We start from the raw sequence: 18,755 nt of genomic DNA, 5'->3' as shown, positions 1-18,755 counted from the left end.
TGGGGCCGTCCGTTTGACTGCGCTGGGTGAGGGTTACTCACTTCCAGTGTCGTCCGAAATGCCCGTACCGCCACCGCTGCCCGTCGCCCGGGGGCCTCTAGCCGACCCCGCGCCCGCCCGTGGTGACGGCTTCCCGCTGCCCGGGGCGCGGCGGTTGCTGATCGTCAGCGCGAGCATGGGGTCGGGGCATGACACGGTGGCCGCCGAGCTGGCCCGCCGGGCCCGCGCCGCCGGTCAGGAGGCGTACGTCGTCGATGTGCTGTCCCTGCTGCCGTACGGACTGGGGGCCTGGCTGCGCGGTTTCTACCAGACGGCCGTCCGGCACTGCCCGTGGGTGTACGCCGGTATCTACGACCTCTTCCTGCGGCCCGGCCCGCGTCCGCGTCCCGGCGGTACGCCGCTGGCGCGGCTGGCGAGCGGGCGGCTGACGGCCCTGGTGCGGCATACGCGCGCCGATGTGGTGGTGCCCGTCTTCCATCTGGCCGCCCAGCTCACCGGGCATCTGCGGGCCCGTGGCGCGCTGGCGGTGCCCAGTGCGGTGGTGGTCGTGGACTTCGCCGTGCACCGGCAGTGGCTGCATCCGGGCAACGATCTGCACCTGTGCGTGTCGGAGGAGGCCGCCCGGGCGGTGCGTGCGGGGCTGGGCCGGCCGGCCGAGGCGACCGGTCCCGTGGTGGACCCCGTGTTCGTGGACGAGGGGCCGGGGGCGGCCGGGTGGCGGCGGCGGTTCGAGCGGCTGGGGGCCGGGCGGCCGGCCGTGCTGGTCTCCGCGGGTGCCTGGGGCGCCGGGGCGCGGCTGGCCGGTACGGCGCGACTGCTCGCCGCGCGCGGTTTCCTGCCGGTGGTGCTGTGCGGACACAACGAGCGGCTGCGCCGGGAGCTGTCGGAGCTGCCGGGTGTCCTGGTCCCGGACTGGGTGACGGACATGCCGGATCTGCTGCACGCGTGTGCCGCGCTGGTGGACAACGCGGCCGGGCAGACCGCCGTCCAGGCGCTCGCCGCGGGGCTCCCGGTGGTCGGGTACCGGCCGCTGCCCGGGCACGGGGCGGAGGGGGTGCGCCGGATGGCGGCGCTCGGGGTGTCCGACCACGCGCCGGACCCGGCCGGGCTGCTGCGCTCCCTGGCCCGCCTCACCGCGCCGGGCCCCGAGCGTGAGCGGCGGATCGCGGCCGGGCGTGCGCTGTTCCGCGCGGACGCGCTGGAGGCGGTCGTACGGGCGTCGGCGGCGCCGCGACCCTAGCTGTCAGACGTCAGCGTCGGACATCGGACATCGGACATCAGACGTCAGACGACAGACGACAGACGACAGACGACAGACGTCAGCTATCAGCTGTCCGATATCAGCTGTCGCCGGAGGCCGTCTCCAGCCGGGACACCCGGGCGATGTTCTCCCGGTCCTCGGCGTCCGCGCCGGGTGCCGCGGCGAACCAGGCGTCAAGGATCTCGGTCAGCAGCGGCTCGGAGGTCAGCCGCAGGCCGAGAGCCAGCACGTTGGCATCGTTCCAGCGGCGCGCGCCGTCCGCCGTGTAGGCGTCGGTGCACAGGGCCGCCCGTACGCCCGGCACCTTGTTCGCGGCGATGGAGGCGCCGGTGCCGGTCCAGCAGCACACGACCGCCTGGTCGGCGCGGCCCTCGGCGACGTCCCGGGCCGCCGCCGCGGAGCAGGCGGCCCACTGGGGGTCGTCGCCGGGGCGCAGGGCGCCGTGGGCGGTCACCTCGTGCCCGCGCTCGCGGAGCCGGGCGACCAGGGCGCGTGCGACGGGTTCGTCCATGTCGGAGGAGACGGAGATCCGCATGCCCGGGAGATTACCCGGGCAGTCGGGCAGCCGGGCGGCTAGAACAGGGTCATGCCGAGCAGGAGCGCGCAGACGAACAGGGCCGCTCCGCCCACGACGGCGATGACGCGGGAGTGGCGGCGCGGTGAGGTGCGCAGGCCGGGGCGGCGCGCGGGCACCCGGTGGACGGTGGTGTTCCAGCCGGTGTCCAGGGCGCCGGCCGGGACGTCGGCGGCCGGGTCGTAGGACCCGCGCGGGGTGTGCTGATGGTGGGTGGGCGGGGTGGACCGGTACGGGTCGTGGTCGTGGCGGTCGGGCGGAGCGGACCGGTACGGGTCGTGGCCGAGGCCCGGCAGCTCCGGTGGCAGTGGTTCCGGCGTGCCGAGCCAGGCGCCGCTGCGGAACCAGTCCGCCGCGTCCCGAGCCGTGGGCCGCTCCTCGGGGCGCTTGGCCAGCATGCTCAGCAGGTACGCCTCGAAGGCGGGCGGCAGCGCGGCGCCGCGCTGGTGCGGCGGTACGGGCGGGGCGTCCACGTGCTGGTACAGCAGGGCGGTGGCGGTCTCCGACTCGAACGGCGGACGGCCCACGGCGAGCTGGTAGAGCACGCAGCCCAGCGAGTACATGTCGGAGGCCGAGGACGCCGGGGTGCCGATGGCGCGTTCGGGGGCCAGGTAGAGGCCGGTGCCGACGATCTGGCCGGTCGTGGTGAGGCCGGCGGAGGGGTCGTCGACGAAGCGGGCGATGCCGAAGTCACCGATGCGGACCGTGCCGTCCCGGTCGCTGAGCAGGTTGCCGGGCTTGATGTCGCGGTGCACGATGCCCTGCGCGTGCGCGGCGGCCAGGCCCTCGGCCGACTGCTGTGCCACCTGGGCCAGCCGGTCCGGGGCGAGCGGGCCGGCGGTCAGCTCGCCGGCGAGGCTGTCGCCCTCGACGAGTTCCATCACGAGGAAGCAGCGCTGCTCCCAGGTGCCGAAGTCGAGCGTGCCCACGACATGCGGGTGGTTGAGCCGCGCGGAGGTCTGCGCCTCCAGCCGGAAGCGGGCCTCGGCGGAGGCGTCGGCCACGTCGTTCAGCAGCAGCTTGACCGCGACCGGCCGGCCGAGCACCTCGTCCTGGGCGCGCCAGACCTCACCCATCCCGCCCCGCCCGATGACCGCGTGGAGCCGGTACCGATTGGCCACCAGCACCTGCAGACCGCCCTCGATCCCCGACATCCCGGAATTCCCCTCCCCGCAGCCCCGCGAGGGGCAACCGGCCCATCCTAACGATCACTTGGCGGACCGCCGACCGCTGGTGCGTCCGCGGTACGGCTCATGAACCGTACTTTTCATGACGTACTGAATCCTTACGAGTGAAAAGCCCACAGTCGGTCTTCGTACCAATATGTAGAACTGATCATGTATGTCATCGTCTGCCCTACCCGCACATCCGGGAGAGGGAGGACGACCTTGGACCCACTGACCTGGCTGCTCATCCCGCTGGCGACCGCGATCATGGCGGCTCTCTGGAGCTGCTGTACGGGGCGGCAGCGGCGCGCCGACGTCCTGACCGACGTCCAGCGCTACGACCGGCTCAGAGAGGCGCTGGCCCGCGCGACGGCCGCCTCCAGCCCCTGCGGCTAGGGCCCGGCACGCCACCGGCAGCACCTGCCACACCAGCAGCACCTGCCACACCAGCAGCACCTGTCACACGGCAACACCCGTCACACAGCAGCACCCGTCACACCAGCAACAGCTGCACGCCGCCCGCGACCGTCGCCGCGATCACCAGCTGCTCGAACAGCCGCTGGTTGATCCGGTGCACGGCCCACTTGCCCAGCAGGGCGCCGGGCACGACGAACACCGCGAGCGCCGCGTCGAGCAGCAGGGAGCGGCCGTCGATCAGGCCGAGCCCCACACTGAACGGCACCTTGGAGACGTTGACGATGAGGAAGAAGAACGCCGACGTCCCGAGGAAGCCGAGCTTGCGGAAGCCCGCCGACAGCAGGTACAGCGACATCACCGGGCCGCCCGCGTTGGCGACCATGGTGGTGAAGCCGCCGAGGACGCCGTAGGAACGGGCCTTGAGGCGGCCCGAGCGGGTGGTGATCTCGTCCGGTTCGTCCGGTTCCACCGCCCGCTCGGCCGTCCGGCGCCGTGCCAGCGTGACGGCCGCCATCAGCAGCAGGATCGCGCCGATCGAGATCCGTACGATCCCGTCGTCGGCCCACATCAGGAACAGGGTGCCGACGACCACCCCCGCCGCGACCGCCGGGAACAGCCGCCACAGGGTGGGCCAGTGGGCGTGCCGCCGGTAGGTGAGGACGGCGATCACGTCCCCGGTGATCAGCAGCGGCAGCAGGAGACCGGTGGAGGCGCGGGCGGGCAGGACGGCCGCGAAGATCGCCAGGCTGACCGTGTTGGCGCCGCTGACGGCGGTCTTGGAGAAGCCGACGAGCAGGGCCGCGCAGGCGAGCGCGGCGAAGGCCCAGCCGGACAGGTGCCAGAGAGTCATCGTGTTCATGCCGAGACCGATGGTATGTCCGGACAACCTGCGGCCGTAAGGACCGTCTCACCGGACGGTCCGGTTCCCCGGCTCCGCGCCGGCTCCGCGCCTCCTGCCGTCAGGCGTACCGGGACCGCAGTTCCCGCTTGAGCACCTTCATGCTCGGCCCGAGGGGCAGCGCGTCCGTGAACTCCACGCGGCGCGGGTACTTGTGGCGGCCCAGGTGCTCCTTGGACCACTCGGTCACGGCGGCCGCGTCCGGCTCGGTCCCGGGGGCCGGTACGACCACGGCGCACACCTCCTCGCCGTGCAGCTCGTCCGGGAGGCCGATGACGGCGACCTGGGCGACGGCGGGGTGGCGCAGCAGCACCTCCTCGACCTCGCGCGGGTAGACGTTGTAGCCGCCGCGGATGATGACGTCCTTCTTGCGGTCGACGATCCGCAGGTAGCCGTCCTCGTCCTTGGTGCCCAGGTCGCCGGTGCGGAACCAGCCGTCGACCAGGGCCTCGGCGGTGGCCTCGGGGCGGCCGAGGTAGCCGGAGAAGACGTTGTGGCCGCGTACGACGACCTCGCCCAGCTCGCCCGGGGGCAGCAGTTCGACGCGGTCCTCGGTCTCGGCGCGGGCGATCTCCACGTCCACGCCCCACAGCGGGTGGCCGATGGTGCCGGGCTTCGCGCCGAACACGGGCTGGTTGACGGCGGCGGCCGGGGAGGTCTCCGAGAGCCCGTACCCCTCGTAGATCTTCGCGCCGAACGCGGTCTCGAACCGTTCCAGCACGGCGACCGGCAGCGAGGCGCCGCCGGAGATGCACACGCGCAGGTCGGGCAGCACGTCGGCGTCGGCCGCGGCGGCGGCGGCGGCCAGCGACACGAACATGGTCGGCACGCCGTGGAAGGTGTTCACACCCTCCTTGACCATCAGCTCGATCGCGCGGGCCGCGTCGAAGCGCGGCAGCAGCACGAGGGTGGCCCCGGCCCGCCAGGTGGAGTTCATGGAGACCGTCTGGCCGAAGGCGTGGAAGAGGGGCAGCGCGCCGAGGGCGATGTCGTCGGGGCGGATGTCGTTGGCGTCGAAGGCGTTGACGGTCGCGTTCATCACCAGGTTGAAGTGGCTGAGCACGGCGCCCTTGGGGACGCCGGTGGTGCCGCTGGTGTAGAAGACGACGGCCGGGTCGTCGGCGGCGCGGGTGACGTAGGACGGCAGCGGCTCGGCGGCGGCCGCCAGGCCGTCGAGTTCGGCGCCCAGCGTGACCACCCGGACGCCGGACGCGGCGGCCGCCGCGGCGCCCGTCTCCGCCTGCGCCGGGTGGCACAGCAGCAGGGTGGCGCCGCTGTCCCGCAGCACGTGCTCGACCTCCGCCGCCGACAGCAGCAGGTGCACGGGGACGACGACCGCGCCGGCCGCGGCGACGGCGTAGTACGCCTGCGGGAACTCGGCGGTGTTGGGTGCCATCAGCGCGACCCGGTCCCCCGGCCGGACGCCGAGTCCGGTGAGCGCCCCGGCCTGCGCGAGGGAGCGCTGCCACACCTGGGCGAAGGTGAGCCGCAGGTCGCCTTCGACGAGGGCGGTCTTCTGGGGGCGGCGCCGGGCGTTCTCGGCGAGGACGGCGGCGACGGAGAGGGTTGCCATGGAGGGGTGCTCCCTTGTGTTGCGACGTTCTGCGGCTCTGGCCGGACCCTGCGGAGCCGGCCCCTGGGCCGGGCCGTTCGGTCCCTGGGGCCGGTTGCGCCCGGCCCCCCCCTAGGACTGGCCCGTCCGGTCCCTAGGACTGGTCCCGTTCGACCAGTACGGCGCTGCCCTGGCCCACGCCGACGCACATCGTGGCGAGGCCGCGGGCCGCGCCGGTGCGGTTCATGCGGTGCAGCAGGGTGGTGAGGATGCGGGCGCCGGAGCAGCCGAGCGGGTGGCCGAGGGCGATGGCGCCGCCGGTCGGGTTGACCAGTTCCTCGTCGATGCCGAGCTGGTCGACGCAGGCGAGGGCCTGGGCGGCGAACGCCTCGTTGAACTCGGCCTCCTGGAGGTCTCCGATCTCCCATCCGGCGCGGGCCAGCACCTTGCGGGTGGCGGGGACGGGGCCGATGCCCATCACGTCGGGGTGGACGCCCGCGGAGGCTCCGGCGACGTACCGGCCCAGGGACGTGAGGCCCAGCTCGCGCAGGGCCTCCTCGCTGACCAGCAGGAGGCCCGCGGCGCCGTCGTTCATCGGAGAGGCGTTGCCCGCGGTGACCGTGCCGCCGGCCCGGAAGACGGGCTTGAGGCGGGCCAGCTTGTCGTAGGAGGTGTCCTCGCGGACGCACTCGTCGCGGTCGACGACCGTGCCGTCGGGGCGCTTGACGGGCAGGAGTTCGGCGTCGAAGTGGCCGTCCTCGCGGGCCCGGGCGGCCAGCCGGTGGCTGCGCAGCGCGAACTCGTCCTGCCGCTCGCGGGCGATGCCGTACCGCGCGGCCACCTCCTCCGCCGTCTCCCCCATGGCCAGCAGGCCGTGCAGCTCCTTCATCTCCGGGTTGACCAGGCGCCAGCCGAGCCGGGTGTCGTACGTCTCCATGCGGTGCGGCAGCGCCTCGTCGGGGCGGGGCAGGACGAAGGGGGCGCGGCTCATCGACTCGGAGCCGCCGGCGAGCACGATGTCGGCCTCGCCCGCGGCGATGGTGCGGGCGGCGGCGGTGACGGCCTCCAGGCCGGAGGCGCACAGCCGGTTCACGGTGGCGCCGGGCACGGAGTCGGGCAGCCCGGCGAGCAGGGCGGCCATGCGGGCGACGTTGCGGTTGTCCTCGCCTGCCTGGTTGGCGGCGCCCCAGTAGACGTCGTCGATACGCGCCGGGTCGAGCGCGGGCACCTCGGCGACCAGGGCGCGGATGACGGCCGCGGCGAGGTCGTCGGGGCGCATCGAGGACAGTGCTCCGCGCAGCTTGCCGATCGGGGTGCGGCGGGCGGCCGCGAAGTGGACGGGGCGCACGGCAGGTCTCCTCGGACGCGGGCCATTAATTAGCACTGCTAGTTTTGGACTATAGACCTCGGACCGGCCCCCTGGGAAGATCCTCCGCGGCCCCGCCGACGCCGCTGGAGGAGACATGGGCGACACCCGCGAGCACGCCCTCACCGGAACCCGCGGCACCCTGGCCGTCCGCGAATGGCCGCACCCCCGGCCGCGCCGGATCGTCCTGCTGGTGCACGGGTACGGCGAGCACGCCGGGCGGTACGACGAGGTGGCCGGCGTGCTCCGGGCGCACGGCGCCGCCGTGTACGCCCCCGATCATCTGGGCCACGGGAGGTCGGCCGGCGAACGCGTGGTCGTCGAGGACTTCGAGGACGTGGTGAGCGACGTGCACACGGTGGCCGGCCTCGCCCGGGCCGCGCACCCGGGGCTCCCTCTGGTGGTGGCCGGCCACTCCATGGGCGGCCTGATCGCGGCCCGCTTCGCGCAACGCCACCGCGACGAGGCGGCCGCGCTCGTGCTGTCCGGGCCGGTCATCGGCGCCTGGGAGCTGCCCGGCCGGCTGCTCGCCCTGGACGAGATCCCCGGCACGCCGGTCAGCCCGGCCGCGCTCTCCCGGGACCCCTCGGTCGGCGCGGCGTACGCGGCGGACCCGCTGGTGTGGCACGGGCCGATGAAGCGGCCGACGCTGGAGGCGTTCGCGCGGACGCTGCGGGCGGTCGACGAGGGCGGGGACGTCGGTGACCTGCCGGTCCTGTGGCTGCACGGGGAGGACGACCGGCTGGTGCCGCTCACCGGCAGCCGGGTCGGCGTGGCACGGCTCACCGGCGGCGGAGAAGAAGCGACGGAGGGCGGGGAAGAAGCGACGGAGGGCGGGCAGGGAACGACGGGGGGCGGGCAGAAAGACGCCGGGGCAGGAAGGGGAGACGCCGGGAACGGCCGAGGAGACGCCGGTGGCGTGCCCGGCCGTGCCGGGCGGCGCGGTGGGCTGACCGTGCGCATTTACCCCGGGGCCCGGCACGAGGTGTTCCTGGAGACGAACCGGGCCGAGGTGTTCGCGGATGTGACGGCTTTCCTGGACCGGGTCCTGCCCGGCTGACCGGCGTCCCGCGAACACCCCGCAGGCGTTCCGACCGTGCCGCCGCACGTCGGCCGGGGTACGGCCGGTACGGCCCCCGCCGGACCGGCGGCCCGGGCGGGGACCGTACCGGCCGCCCGCCCGGCGGCTGTCCCCGTTTGCGGTGGCATGCCGGGGGCACCCGCTCCGTACGCCACGGAAGACGACTCCTCAAGGAGAGACACCGCATGACTGTCGTGAAGAGCACGATTCCCGACTCCGCCCGCCAGGTGACCGGGGAGGCGCTGCAGAGCACCCTCGTGGATCTTCTCGGACTCTCGCTGATCGGGAAGCAGGCGCACTGGAACATCGTCGGGCCGCGTTTCCGCTCCATCCACCTCCAGCTCGACGAAGTCGTGGCGTCCGCGCGCGACTTCGCGGACACGGTCGCGGAGCGCGCGGCGGCGCTCGGCATCTCGCCGGACGGCCGGCCGGAGACCATCGCCTCCGCGTTCACGCTGCCCAGCCCGAAGGACGGCTGGGTGCGCGACTCCGACGTGGTCCAGGTGATGGTGGAGTCCCTGGAGGCGGCCATCGTCCGGCTGCGCGAGCGCATCGCGGCGACCGACAAGCCGGACCCGGTCACCCAGGACCTGCTGATCACGATCACCGCCGAGCTGGAGAAGCAGCGCTGGATGTTCGCCGCCGAGAACGTGTCCCGCGAGGGCTGACGCACGGAACAACGTCAACGGGGGCATACGAGACGTAGACGTATTAGTAGACGTACCAGTCGCACGAGACGTACGAGACGCACGCACGAGACCGACGAAAGGCGCCTCCGATGGCCGACTCCCGCGTCGACGACACGCTGTGGGAGGACTTCCACCGCGTGGTGAACATGACGTCGCAGGAACTCGCGGGCTGGCTGCGGGTCCGGGACTCCGGTGAGCTGACCGAGCCGCTGCCCGACGCGGCGGGCCCGGCGCTCGGCCGGCACGTCCTCGCGATCCTGCAGAAGCGCCGCACCGACCTGACCGACACCGACGTGACGGCGATGCGCGAGGTGATCGGCCGTGTCACCTCGCAGGCGGACGTGGAGAACGAACCCGAGCCGGAGCAGGCCGGTGACTCCGGCCGCAGGCACCGGCTGATGACCCTCGGCCACGACCCGCTCAAGGCGGCCCGGTGAGCGGCGGCTCCGACCGGGCCCGCGTGGTGCGGGAGCTGGTCGAGGAGCACGGCGAGACGTTCGCCGCGGAGGCCGGCATCACGCTGAAGGACACCCCGCAGCCGCTGTACCGGCTGCTGGTCCTCGCCGTGCTGCTCAGCGCCCGCATCCGCGGCTCGGTCGCCGTCGCCGCCGCCCGGGAGCTGTCCGAGGCCGGGCTGCGCGACCCGCGTGCCATGTCCGACGCGACCTGGCAGCAACGGGTGGACGCGCTCGGCCGCGGCGGCTACCGGCGCTACGACGAGCGCACCTCCACACAGCTCGGGGAGGGAGCGGCACTCGTGACCGAACGCTGGGGCGGTGATCTGCGCCGCCTGCGCCGGGAGGCCGACGGTGACGTCTCCCGGCTGCGTGACCTGCTCCAGGAGGTGCCCGGCCTGGGTCCGGCCGGTGCGGACATCTTCCTGCGCGAGGTGCAGGGCGTGTGGACCGAGTACGCCCCCTACCTGGACGCCAAGGCGCTGTCCGGCGCGGAACGTCTCGGCCTGCCCGAGGACCCCGGCCGGCTCACCGAACTGGCCGGCGGCACGGACCCGGCCGTCCTCGCGGCGGCGCTCGTCCGTGCGGCACTCGACAAGAAGGTGGCCGACTCGGTCGGCTGACCCCGCCCTGACCCGGCCCACTCCACCATGGCCCCCGCCCGCCCGGCGTACGTGACACCGGGCGGGCGGCGTGCGCCGGTGGGGCGGGGCGGGTCAGGCGTGCGCCGGCGGCAGGTGCAGCAGCCGGGCGATGGTGCGCAGGACGCCGTTGTCGTTGTTGGAGGGGGCCAGGTGGCGGGCCCGGCGGACGACCTCGGGGTGGGCGTTGGCCATGGCGAACGACCACTCGGCCGCGTCCAGCATCTCCAGGTCGTTGAGGTAGTCACCGAACACCAGGGTCTGCGCGGCGGTGATGCCCAGGTCCCGCTGGAGCCGGCGCAGGGCGGCCCCCTTGTTGGCGGTGCGGTTCATGACGTCGACCCAGTGCTCGCCGGAGACGACGACCTGATGGGTGGCGGCGAACGGCGCCAGGGCCGGGGCGACGGTCCGCTCGGCGGCCCCGAAGCCGAAGACGGCCACCTTGATGACCTCGTCGTCCACGGCGGTCGCGTCCGCCACGACCCGGTGCCGTACGTAGTACTTGCGGACCTCGGAGAGGAACCCCTCGTCGCCCCGCTCGACGTAGGCGGACCGCTTGCCGCAGACCACGGCGCCCACGTCCGCGCCACCGTCCGCCAGCTCCCGCACGGCCCGGACGAGACGGGCCGCTACGGGCGGCTCCAGCGGGTCGGAGCTGAGTTCCACGCCGTCCCGGACCACGTAGGTGCCGTTCTCCGCGATGAACACCATGCCTTCGTCCGCTCCCGCGAACTGCTCGGCGAGGGTCGCGTACTGGCGGCCGCTGGCCGGGCTGAAGAGCACACCGCGGCGGCGCAGCTCGGCCAGGGTGCGCCACAGGCCCTCCGGGAACCGCTTGGCGTCGTCGAGGAGCGTGCCGTCCATGTCGGTGACGACGAGCCGTATGCCGGCCGGCCCGCGAGGGGCCTCGGCGGCGGTCGCGGCGGCGGTGAGCAGGGGCGATGAGGTGCTGGACATGTCCGTATTCCTGGGTGGGTCCGCGGGGCGCGCCGGGGCGGGTGGTGCGGCGGCGGTGCGGAGGCGGCTCCGCACCGGCTTTCGAGACAAACATGCCCCCCACCCTTCGGGCAAACGTGCGACGCCTGGGGGGCGCTGGCGCCCGGCACCGGGTCGTCCGTTTCCCAGGACACCGTGATCACCGCGCGGCACAATGGCGAGGGCGCCGGCGCCCCGAGGAGGAGAATGTATGACCACCCTCGCCGATCCCGTTCCGGGCGGTCGTCCGGGCGACGTCGAACGGGCCGCCGCGCTCGCCGGGGAGCTGGCCGGGCGGGGTGTGCACGGCGTCGTCCTCGCCTATGTGGACACCGCGGGCATCGGCCGGGTCAAGACGGTGCCGGTGGCCCGGCTCGCCGCCGCGGCGGCCTGGGGAGTGGGCATGTCCCCGGTGTTCGACACCTTCCTGGCCGACGACTCGATCGTCACCACCGAGGTGCTCGGCTCCCCGGACGGCGATCTGCGGCTCTACCCGGACCTCGGCCGGCTGACCGTGCTGGCCGCGCAGCCCGGCTGGGCCTGGGCGCCGGTCGACCGTGTCACCCAGGAGGGCGAACCACACCCGGGGTGTGCCCGCACCTTCCTGCGCCGGATCGTCGCGGACGCCGGGCGGCGGCACGGGATCACGTTCCGGGCGGCGGTGGAGATCGAGTGGGTCCTCGGCCGGGACACGGCCCCGGAGGGCGCGTTCGAACCGGCGACGACCGGTCCGGCGTACGGTGCCGTGCGCCAGGTGGAGCTGAGCGACTACTGCGCCGAGCTGCTGGCGGCGCTCGCGGCCCAGGGCGTGGACGTCGAGCAGGTCCATCCCGAGTACGCGGCCGGGCAGTTCGAGGTGTCGGTGGGCGCGCTGGACCCGGTGGCCGCGGCGGACCGGAGCGTGCTGGTGCGGCAGACCGTGCGGGCCGTGGCCCGGCGGCACGGGCTGCGGGTCTCCTTCGCGCCCGCCGTCCTCGCCGAGGGCGTCGGCAACGGCGGGCACGTCCATCTGTCCGCCTGGCGCGACGGCACCAATCTGCACGCGGGCGGCGAGGGCCGGTACGGCATGACGGCCGCGGCCGAGTCCTTCGTGGCCGGTCTGCTGGCCCGGCTGCCCGCGCTGACGGCGGTGACCGCGCCGAGCCCGGCCAGCTATCTGCGGCTCCGGCCCTCGCAGTGGGCGGGCGTGTACACCGCCTGGGGGCGGGAGACCCGCGAGGCGGCGGTGCGGATCGTCACCGGGATGCGCGGGGCGCGCGAGCGGGCCGCCAACCTGGAGGTCAAGCCGGTCGACCTGGCCGCCAACCCGTATCTGGCGCTCGGCTGCCTGATCGCCGCCGGCCTGGACGGCATGACGGCCTCGGCGCCCTTGCCCGAGGAGATCACCGGCGATCCCGCCCGGCTCGTCGATACGAAGACGGAGACGGAGACGACGACGGAGGCAGATGCGGAAACGGATGCGGAAGCAGAAGCAGAAGCAGAAGCAGAGGGGGCGGCGGCCCGGGGCGTACGGCGGCTGCCGGTGTCCCTGACCGAGGCCGTCGCCGCCTTCCGCCGGGACGAGCTGCTGCGCGCCGCTCTCGGCCCGGTACTGGCGGACGCGGTGACCGCGGTGCGCGAGGGGGAGGTCGCGGCCGTCGCCGGGCTGGACGACGAACAGGTGGCGGCGGCCTACCGGTGGCGGTACTGATGGCCGCGCCCGCCGGCCTGGGACCGGTCCACGAGGAACTCGCCGCGCTGCCGCTGATCGACCACCACTGCCACGGCGTGGTCACCGCCGGCCTGGACCCGACCGGACTCGCATCGCTGCTCACCGAGGGCGAGGTGTGGCCCGGCAGCGGGATCTCACCCTTCGACAGCCCGGTCGGCGTGGCCGTGCGCCGGTACTGCGCGCCCCTGCTGGACCTGCCGCGCCACGCACCCGCCGACCGGTACGCGGCCCGGCGGGCGGAGCTGGGCGCGGCCGAGGTGAACCGGCGCTTCCTGGCCGCCGCGGGCACCGCCGTCTTCTGCGTCGACACCGGCTACGCGCCCGTACGCCTCACCACGCCGGCCGAGCTGGCCGGAGCGGCGGGCGGCGGCGCGGTGGCGTACGAGGTGGTCCGGCTGGAGGGTGTCGCGGAGGCCGTGGCGGCGCGGGGCGTCGAGGCGGGCGAGTACGGCGCCGCCGTCCGGGCGGCCGCACGGGAGGCCGCGGGCGCGCCGGGCGTGGTGGCGGTGAAGTCGGTGGCCGCCTACCGCACCGGTTTCGGCCTGGACCCGGCCCGGCCCACGGACGCCGAGGTCACCCGGGCGGCGGCCGGGCACCTGGCCCGGCCGGGCGGCCGCCTGGAGGACCCGGTGCTGGTACGGCACCTGCTGTGGACGGCCGTCGACCTCGGGCTGCCGCTCCAGCTGCACACCGGGTTCGGGGACAACGACATCCGGCTGCACCGCGCCGATCCGGCGCTGCTGACCGACTGGCTGCACCGGACGGCCGGCACGATCCCGGTCATGCTGCTGCACTGCTGGCCCTACCAGCGGCAGGCCGCCCATCTCGCGGCCGTCTTCGAGCAGGTGTACCTCGACGTCGGCCTGGCCCTGCACCACGTGGGTCCCGTCCGGGCCGGCGCGGTGCTGGCCGAGGCCCTGGAGATCACCCCGTTCCGCAAACTGCTCTACAGCTCGGACGCGTTCGGCCTGCCCGAGTTCCACCACCTCGGCGCGGTGGCCTTCCGGCGGGGACTGGCCGGGCTGCTCCAGGAACGGGTGGACGCCGACGAGCTGAGCCTCGCGGACGCGCAGCGGATCGCCCACTGGACGGGGCGGGACAACGCCCGCCGGATCTACGGGCTCACCGACCTCCCCCATCAGGAACCACTGAAAGTATGATCAAACAATGTCTGACATGACCGAGATCACGCCCGGTTGGCTGACCACCGACGAACTGGAGTCGGCCCGCGCCCGCATGCCGATCCTCTACGTGGAGGCGGTGCCGGTACGCGTCGACGACAGCGGCGAGGTGACCAGCATCGGCCTGCTGCTGCGCATCGGACCGGACGGCACGGTCAGCCGGACCCTGGTCTCCGGCCGGGTGCTGCACCACGAGCGGGTGCGCGACGCGCTGCTGCGGCACCTGGAGAAGGACCTCGGGCCGGTGGCGCTGCCCCGGGTGCCCGCCTCGCTCCAGCCGTTCACCGTGGCGGAGTACTTCCCGACGGCCGGTGTCACGCCGTACCACGACCCGCGCCAGCACGCCGTCTCGCTCGCCTACATCGTGCCGGTCACCGGCGACTGCCGGCCCCGGCAGGACGCCCTGGACCTGGTGTGGTTCACCCCGCAGGAGGCGACGTCGGCCGCGGTGCAGGGCGAGATGCCGGGCGGGCACGGGGTGCTGCTGAGGCAGGCGCTCGCCCACGTCGGCCACGTGAGCTGAGGCCGGCCGTCCGGGACCACGCCGACCCCTCGTCGGTGACGGGGGGCGGCCTGTCCGGGACGGCGCGCCCCGCCGACGACGCCGGGCGGGCTGCCCGGGACGGCGCGCCCCGCCGACGACGCCGGGCGGGCTGCCCGGGACCGGACGGACGGTCACAGGTGCGCCGACGACGACGCCGCACGGTCGGAGATGCGCCGCTGACCTGCCGGACGGTCAGAGGTGTGCCGCGCGGTGGGTCGGGCGGCCGTCCGTCACCGTCAGGACGACCGGGAGGTCCGCCAGGCCGGTGTCGGCGACGTCGAGCGGGTTGTCCGCGAGGACGGTGAGGTCCGCGCGGTGGCCGACGGCGAGCCGGCCGGCCTCGCGCTCCTCCCCCGCGGTCCACGCCGGGTTGACGGTGATGCCCTGGAGCGCCTGGAGCGGCGTCAGTGCCTGCTCGGGGCCGTGCGGGGGCCGCGAGAGGTCGCCGGGGCGGCGGTGGCGGGCGCCCGCCATGACGCCCAGCGGCGGGTACGGCGCGATGGGCCAGTCGGAACCGAGGACGACCCGCGCGCCCGCCTCCCACAGATCGCGGCAGCGGAACGCGCGCGAGGCCCGCTCCTCACCGAGGCGGCGGGACCAGTTGTCGGTGTGGTCGGCGCGGGTGTACTCGCAGCAGTGGGTGGGCTGCATGGACGCGGTGACGCCGAGCCGGGCGAAACGCGGCACGGTGTCGTCGGGCACGGTCTCGATGTGCTCCACCCGGTGGCGTACCGGCGCCCCGCCCCGGGCCTGGGCCTGCGCCTTCTCGACCGAGTCCAGGACGTGGCGGACCGCGGCGTCCCCGATGGCGTGGGTGGCCGTCGGCACGCCCGCCCGGTGCAGCTCGCCCACCACCCGGCGGTACCGGTCGGGGTCGGGCCAGAAGGCGTGGGTGGACTCGCCGTGGCAGTCGGGGCGTTCCAGCCAGGCGGTGCCGTTGTCGATGGTGCCGTCCATGAACATCTTCACTCCGGCCACCCGCCACAGCCTGCCGCCGGTGCCCTGCACCCGGATCAGCTCCGCCACCGCGTCGGCGTCGGCGCCCGGCTGACACCAGGGGGCGACCCGCAGCCGCAGCGGCAGCGCGTCCTCGGCCTCCAAGGCGGCGAGGACGGCGAGGCTCGCGCCGTTGGCGTCCATGGCGTGGCCGCCGGTCAGGCCGGTGGCGGCCATCTCGCGCAGCACCTCGGCGGTGCGTGCCCGCACCTCGGCCTCGGTGGGCCGGGGCGCCGCGGCCTCGACGAGTTCGCAGGCGGCGTCCTCCAGCAGCAGGCCGGTGGGGCGTCCGGCGCCGTCGCAGACGATCTCGGCGGCCTGCTCGAACCGCCGCGGCCCGTCGATGCCCGCGTGTTCCAGCGCCCGGGCGCTCGCCAGCACGGAGTGGCCGTCGAACAGGTCGATCAGGGCGGGCACGCCGTCCAGGACCGGGCCGACCGAGGCGGCGGCGACGGGCGCGTCACCGAAGCAGTTCGGGTCCAGGCCCCAGCCGCGCAGCCAGGCACCCGCCGGGAGCGCCGCGGCCCGCTCGGCGAGCGCCGCGCGCACGGCCGCCAGGTCCCGGCAGCCGGAGAGGTCGACGCCCCGGGTGCGTTCGGCGCCGGAGACCGGGTGCAGATGGCCGTCGGTGAAGCCCGCGGTGACCACCGCGCCCTTCAAGTCGATCACCGTGGTGGCCGCTCCGGCCAGTGACCGGATCTCCCGGTCGTCCCCGAGGCGGGTGATGCGGCCGCCGCCCGCGGCAAGGGCGGTGTACGGCAGGAGCGCGCCCGTGCCCGGGTCGAGCAGCCGGGCGGAGAGCAGGACGAGATCGGAGGCCACGGGTCGCTCCTTCGGAACGGACGGACGGACGGTGCTGGTGTGCGGTGGGTGGGCTGAGGGGGCTGGTGGTCGTGGTGCTGGTGGGATTGGTGCGTCGATGCGCAGACCGCATGCGCCACCCCAGCGGACGGGAGGACCGCGAGAGCCCCCGAGAGGTAAGCCTCACGCTCCCTCGGACGGCTCGGACGGCTGTGACTGCTCCGACGACTCGGCGAGCCCGGCGAGTGTGCCCGCGGCCAGGTCCAGTGCCCGTTCCGCGACGGCGGCGGCCAGGCCGGTCACCGCCGCGGAACGGTCGGCGGTGACCGTGTTGGCGTGGGCGCCGAGGCCGTCGAGGACGACGAGGATCTGGACGGCCGCGGCCGGCACGTCCCGCGTACGGAACTCACCGGCGGCGACGCCCTGCCGGACGAGTTCCTCCAGGCGCCCGCGCCAAGCGGCCTCCTGCTCGACGACCCGCTCGCGCAGCACGGGCCGGTAGCGGCTGAGGTGGCGGGCGTTGATCCACAGCCGGCTGATCCGGTCGTAGGCGTCCCCGACCGTACGATGGAGGAACAGCGCCAGGTGCCGGGCGGGAGTGCCCTCGGGCCGCTCGGGCGGGATGAGGGTGTCGAGTTCGCCCGTCGCGGCGCTGCCGAAGGCTTCCGCCACCAGATCGTCCGCCGCCGGGAAGTAGTGGCTGACCAGCCCCGGGCGGACGCCCAGTTCCTCACCGATCCGACGCAGGGTGATGCACTCCAGACCCTCGGCCAGAGCGATCGCCGCCGCCGCGTCGACGATCTCCGCTCGTCGGGTGGCCGGGTCTTTGCGAACTCGTGTGCGGCCGACGCTTGACGACATGTGCCGGATGCTATTGAGTGTGCGACCAATAAGCAAGCGGCCACCAGCACCCGGAGGGACAACGGTGTCCACCAGCCCCGACCCGAACCCGGACCCCGACGCCTGCCCCGGCGCACCACCATCGCCGCCACCACCGCCGCCGCCACCGTCCCCGGACCGCTCCACCCGGGTCGAGGCGCACGGCATCGACCACATCCCCGGCTCCGAACGCCGGGGCCGCCCCCGGGAGTTGTTCTCGGTGTGGGCGGCGGCGAACGTGAACTACCTGAGCCTGGTGGTCGGCGGCGCGCTGGTCCTGACGGGCCTGAGCCTGTGGCAGGCGCTGGCCGTGATCGTGATGGGCAACGCCTTCTGGGTGCTGACCGGCGTCCTGTCCGTCTCCGGCCCGGCGGCGGGCACGCCGAGCGAAGTGATCACACGGGCCATGTACGGAGTCCGCGGCAACCGGGTGAACAACGCGGTCACCGGCTGGACGATCTCCGTCTGCTACTTCGCGCTGAACCTGGCCGCCGCCGCGACGGCGGCCTTCTCCCTGGCCGGCGAGGCCGGCTTGCCGGTGAACACGGGTGTCAAGGTGGCCGTCGTGGTCGCCATCGCCGCGCTGACGCTCACCATCAGCGTCTTCGGCCACGCGCTGATCATGAGGCTGTACCTGCCGATCACCCTGGCCCTCACCGCCGCCTTCCTCGGCGTCGCCATCGCCGTGGTCCGGCACGCCGACTTCTCCCACGTCCCCGACCGGCCGCTGACCGGGACCGGACTGTGGGCGGCCGTCCTCGGCGGGATCACCCTCGTCGCGTCGGGCCCGCTGTCGTACACCACCAGCGCGGACTTCTCCCGCTACCTGCCCCGTACGACGTCCGCGAAGGCGATCGTCGGCTGGACCGCCCTGGGCGGCTTCCTGCCGGGCACCGTCGTCTGCTCGCTGGGCGCGGTCGCCGCGACCGCGGTCGACATGGACGACCCGCAGAGCGCGCTGCGGACGATCCTGCCGGCCTGGTTCGACCCCGTCTTCCTGCTCGCGCTGATCCTCGGCACGATCGCCGTCAACGCGCTGACCGCGTACAGCGCGGGCCTGGCGCTGCAGGCCGTCGGCATCCGCATCCGGCGCTCCCTGAGCGTGCTCGTCGACGGCGCCGTCTCCGTCGCGCTGACCCTGTACGCGCTGCTGGTGTCGAACTTCCTCGACACCGTGAACAACGTCCTCCAGCTGACCGTCGCGCTGCTCGGCCCCAGCATGGCCGTCTACGCCACCGACATCCTGCTGCGCCGCAACCGCTACGACGGCCCCGCCCTGATGGACGAGTCCCCCGGCAGCGCCTTCTGGTACACCGGCGGCGTCAACTGGGCGGGCGCGGTCGCGGTCCTCGGCGGCACCGCGGCGGCCACCCTGTGCGTCGACACCCTCTATTTCACCGGGCCGGTCGCCCACGCCCTGGGCGGACTGGATCTGGCCCTGCCGGTGGGCCTCGTGGTGGCCGCCCTCCTGTACGCGGTCCTGCACGCGGCCCTGATGCGGAAGGCCGGTCCGGCCCGGGTGCGGTGAGTCGGTGAGTCGGTGTGGTGAGTCGGTGAGTCGGTGTGGT

18 protein-coding genes are annotated in these 18,755 nt (G+C 74.3%); 10 read left to right on the top strand and 8 right to left on the bottom strand.

Going from position 1 to position 18,755, the window contains the following annotated elements; genetic code table 11:
* Window positions 1–175 precede the first annotated feature (175 nt).
* Window positions 176–1,240 (top strand): galactosyldiacylglycerol synthase, encoded by a 1,065-nt coding sequence (locus ABZ858_RS10735; RefSeq protein WP_361375323.1) that lies wholly within the window; start codon window positions 176–178, stop codon window positions 1,238–1,240.
* A 100-nt stretch (window positions 1,241–1,340) separates the two neighbouring features.
* On the opposite strand, the gene ABZ858_RS10730 is transcribed toward ABZ858_RS10735, so the two are convergent.
* Both ABZ858_RS10730 and ABZ858_RS10725 read right to left on the bottom strand, forming a co-directional pair.
* A complete protein-coding gene (locus tag ABZ858_RS10730) occupies window positions 1,341–1,796 on the bottom strand; it encodes an RpiB/LacA/LacB family sugar-phosphate isomerase (protein ID WP_361374884.1) in 456 nt (151 codons plus the stop codon).
* Between the two features lie 38 nt (window positions 1,797–1,834).
* A complete protein-coding gene (locus tag ABZ858_RS10725) occupies window positions 1,835–2,989 on the bottom strand; it encodes a serine/threonine-protein kinase (protein ID WP_361374882.1) in 1,155 nt (384 codons plus the stop codon).
* Between the two features lie 234 nt (window positions 2,990–3,223).
* On the opposite strand from ABZ858_RS10725, the gene ABZ858_RS10720 reads away from it, so the two are divergent.
* Entirely contained in the window at window positions 3,224–3,397 is a 174-nt protein-coding gene (locus ABZ858_RS10720) for a hypothetical protein (RefSeq protein ID WP_361374880.1), read from the top strand.
* 97 nt (window positions 3,398–3,494) lie between these two features.
* Here the strand turns inward: ABZ858_RS10720 and ABZ858_RS10715 are convergent, their stop codons facing one another.
* The 3 genes from ABZ858_RS10715 to ABZ858_RS10705 all read right to left on the bottom strand — a co-directional run bounded on the left by ABZ858_RS10715 (window position 3,495) and on the right by ABZ858_RS10705 (window position 7,216).
* The gene (locus tag ABZ858_RS10715; protein ID WP_361374878.1) at window positions 3,495–4,277 is read right to left on the bottom strand and encodes a sulfite exporter TauE/SafE family protein; all 783 of its coding nucleotides are present in this window, start codon (window positions 4,275–4,277) and stop codon (window positions 3,495–3,497) included.
* A 100-nt stretch (window positions 4,278–4,377) separates the two neighbouring features.
* Entirely contained in the window at window positions 4,378–5,889 is a 1,512-nt protein-coding gene (locus tag ABZ858_RS10710) for a long-chain fatty acid--CoA ligase (RefSeq protein WP_361374876.1), read from the bottom strand.
* A 133-nt stretch (window positions 5,890–6,022) separates the two neighbouring features.
* Window positions 6,023–7,216: an acetyl-CoA C-acyltransferase gene (locus tag ABZ858_RS10705; protein WP_361374875.1), complete on the bottom strand. Its 1,194-nt coding sequence runs from the start codon at window positions 7,214–7,216 to the stop codon at window positions 6,023–6,025.
* Between the two features lie 115 nt (window positions 7,217–7,331).
* On the opposite strand from ABZ858_RS10705, the gene ABZ858_RS10700 reads away from it, so the two are divergent.
* The 4 genes from ABZ858_RS10700 (at window position 7,332) to ABZ858_RS10685 (ending at window position 10,082) form a co-directional block, all read left to right on the top strand.
* Window positions 7,332–8,294 (top strand): alpha/beta fold hydrolase, encoded by a 963-nt coding sequence (locus ABZ858_RS10700; RefSeq protein WP_361374873.1) that lies wholly within the window; start codon window positions 7,332–7,334, stop codon window positions 8,292–8,294.
* 206 nt (window positions 8,295–8,500) lie between these two features.
* Complete coding sequence (locus tag ABZ858_RS10695) at window positions 8,501–8,983, top strand: DNA starvation/stationary phase protection protein (protein WP_361374871.1); 483 nt, start codon at window positions 8,501–8,503, stop codon at window positions 8,981–8,983.
* A gap of 110 nt (window positions 8,984–9,093) precedes the next feature.
* Window positions 9,094–9,441 carry a DUF3140 domain-containing protein gene (locus ABZ858_RS10690; protein ID WP_361374869.1) on the top strand — a complete coding sequence of 116 codons (348 nt, stop codon included), beginning with the start codon at window positions 9,094–9,096 and terminating at the stop codon, window positions 9,439–9,441.
* Complete coding sequence (locus tag ABZ858_RS10685) at window positions 9,438–10,082, top strand: endonuclease (protein ID WP_361374867.1); 645 nt, start codon at window positions 9,438–9,440, stop codon at window positions 10,080–10,082. Before ABZ858_RS10690 ends, ABZ858_RS10685 begins: the two co-directional genes overlap by 4 nt.
* A 93-nt stretch (window positions 10,083–10,175) precedes the next feature.
* Here the strand turns inward: ABZ858_RS10685 and ABZ858_RS10680 are convergent, their stop codons facing one another.
* A complete protein-coding gene (locus ABZ858_RS10680) occupies window positions 10,176–11,057 on the bottom strand; it encodes a Cof-type HAD-IIB family hydrolase (RefSeq protein ID WP_361374865.1) in 882 nt (293 codons plus the stop codon).
* A 229-nt stretch (window positions 11,058–11,286) separates the two neighbouring features.
* Here ABZ858_RS10680 and ABZ858_RS10675 point away from each other — a divergent pair, with 229 nt between their 5' ends.
* Genes ABZ858_RS10675 through ABZ858_RS10665 form a run of 3 tightly spaced genes read left to right on the top strand, consistent with a single transcriptional unit; the run spans window position 11,287 to window position 14,490 of the window.
* Entirely contained in the window at window positions 11,287–12,765 is a 1,479-nt protein-coding gene (locus ABZ858_RS10675; protein WP_361374863.1) for a glutamine synthetase family protein, read from the top strand.
* Window positions 12,765–13,946: an amidohydrolase family protein gene (locus ABZ858_RS10670; protein ID WP_361375322.1), complete on the top strand. Its 1,182-nt coding sequence runs from the start codon at window positions 12,765–12,767 to the stop codon at window positions 13,944–13,946. The genes ABZ858_RS10675 and ABZ858_RS10670 overlap by 1 nt, the downstream gene beginning before the upstream one ends.
* A 16-nt stretch (window positions 13,947–13,962) precedes the next feature.
* Complete coding sequence (locus ABZ858_RS10665; protein WP_361375320.1) at window positions 13,963–14,490, top strand: NUDIX hydrolase family protein; 528 nt, start codon at window positions 13,963–13,965, stop codon at window positions 14,488–14,490.
* Window positions 14,491–14,703: 213 nt separating this feature from the next.
* On the opposite strand, the gene ABZ858_RS10660 is transcribed toward ABZ858_RS10665, so the two are convergent.
* Window positions 14,704–16,329 (bottom strand): amidohydrolase, encoded by a 1,626-nt coding sequence (locus ABZ858_RS10660; protein ID WP_361374861.1) that lies wholly within the window; start codon window positions 16,327–16,329, stop codon window positions 14,704–14,706.
* Between the two features lie 162 nt (window positions 16,330–16,491).
* Window positions 16,492–17,169: a TetR family transcriptional regulator C-terminal domain-containing protein gene (locus ABZ858_RS10655; RefSeq protein WP_361374859.1), complete on the bottom strand. Its 678-nt coding sequence runs from the start codon at window positions 17,167–17,169 to the stop codon at window positions 16,492–16,494.
* 64 nt (window positions 17,170–17,233) lie between these two features.
* Here ABZ858_RS10655 and ABZ858_RS10650 point away from each other — a divergent pair, with 64 nt between their 5' ends.
* Window positions 17,234–18,715, top strand: a complete 1,482-nt coding sequence (locus ABZ858_RS10650) for a cytosine permease (RefSeq protein ID WP_361374857.1) — start codon at window positions 17,234–17,236, stop codon at window positions 18,713–18,715.
* Window positions 18,716–18,755 lie beyond the last annotated feature (40 nt).

The organism is Streptomyces sp. NPDC047017, assembly GCF_040644175.1.
GTDB lineage: Bacteria > Actinomycetota > Actinomycetes > Streptomycetales > Streptomycetaceae > Streptomyces.
The sequence above is the reverse complement of the archived record's forward strand: the minus strand, read 5'-3'. Positions and strand labels throughout refer to the sequence as shown.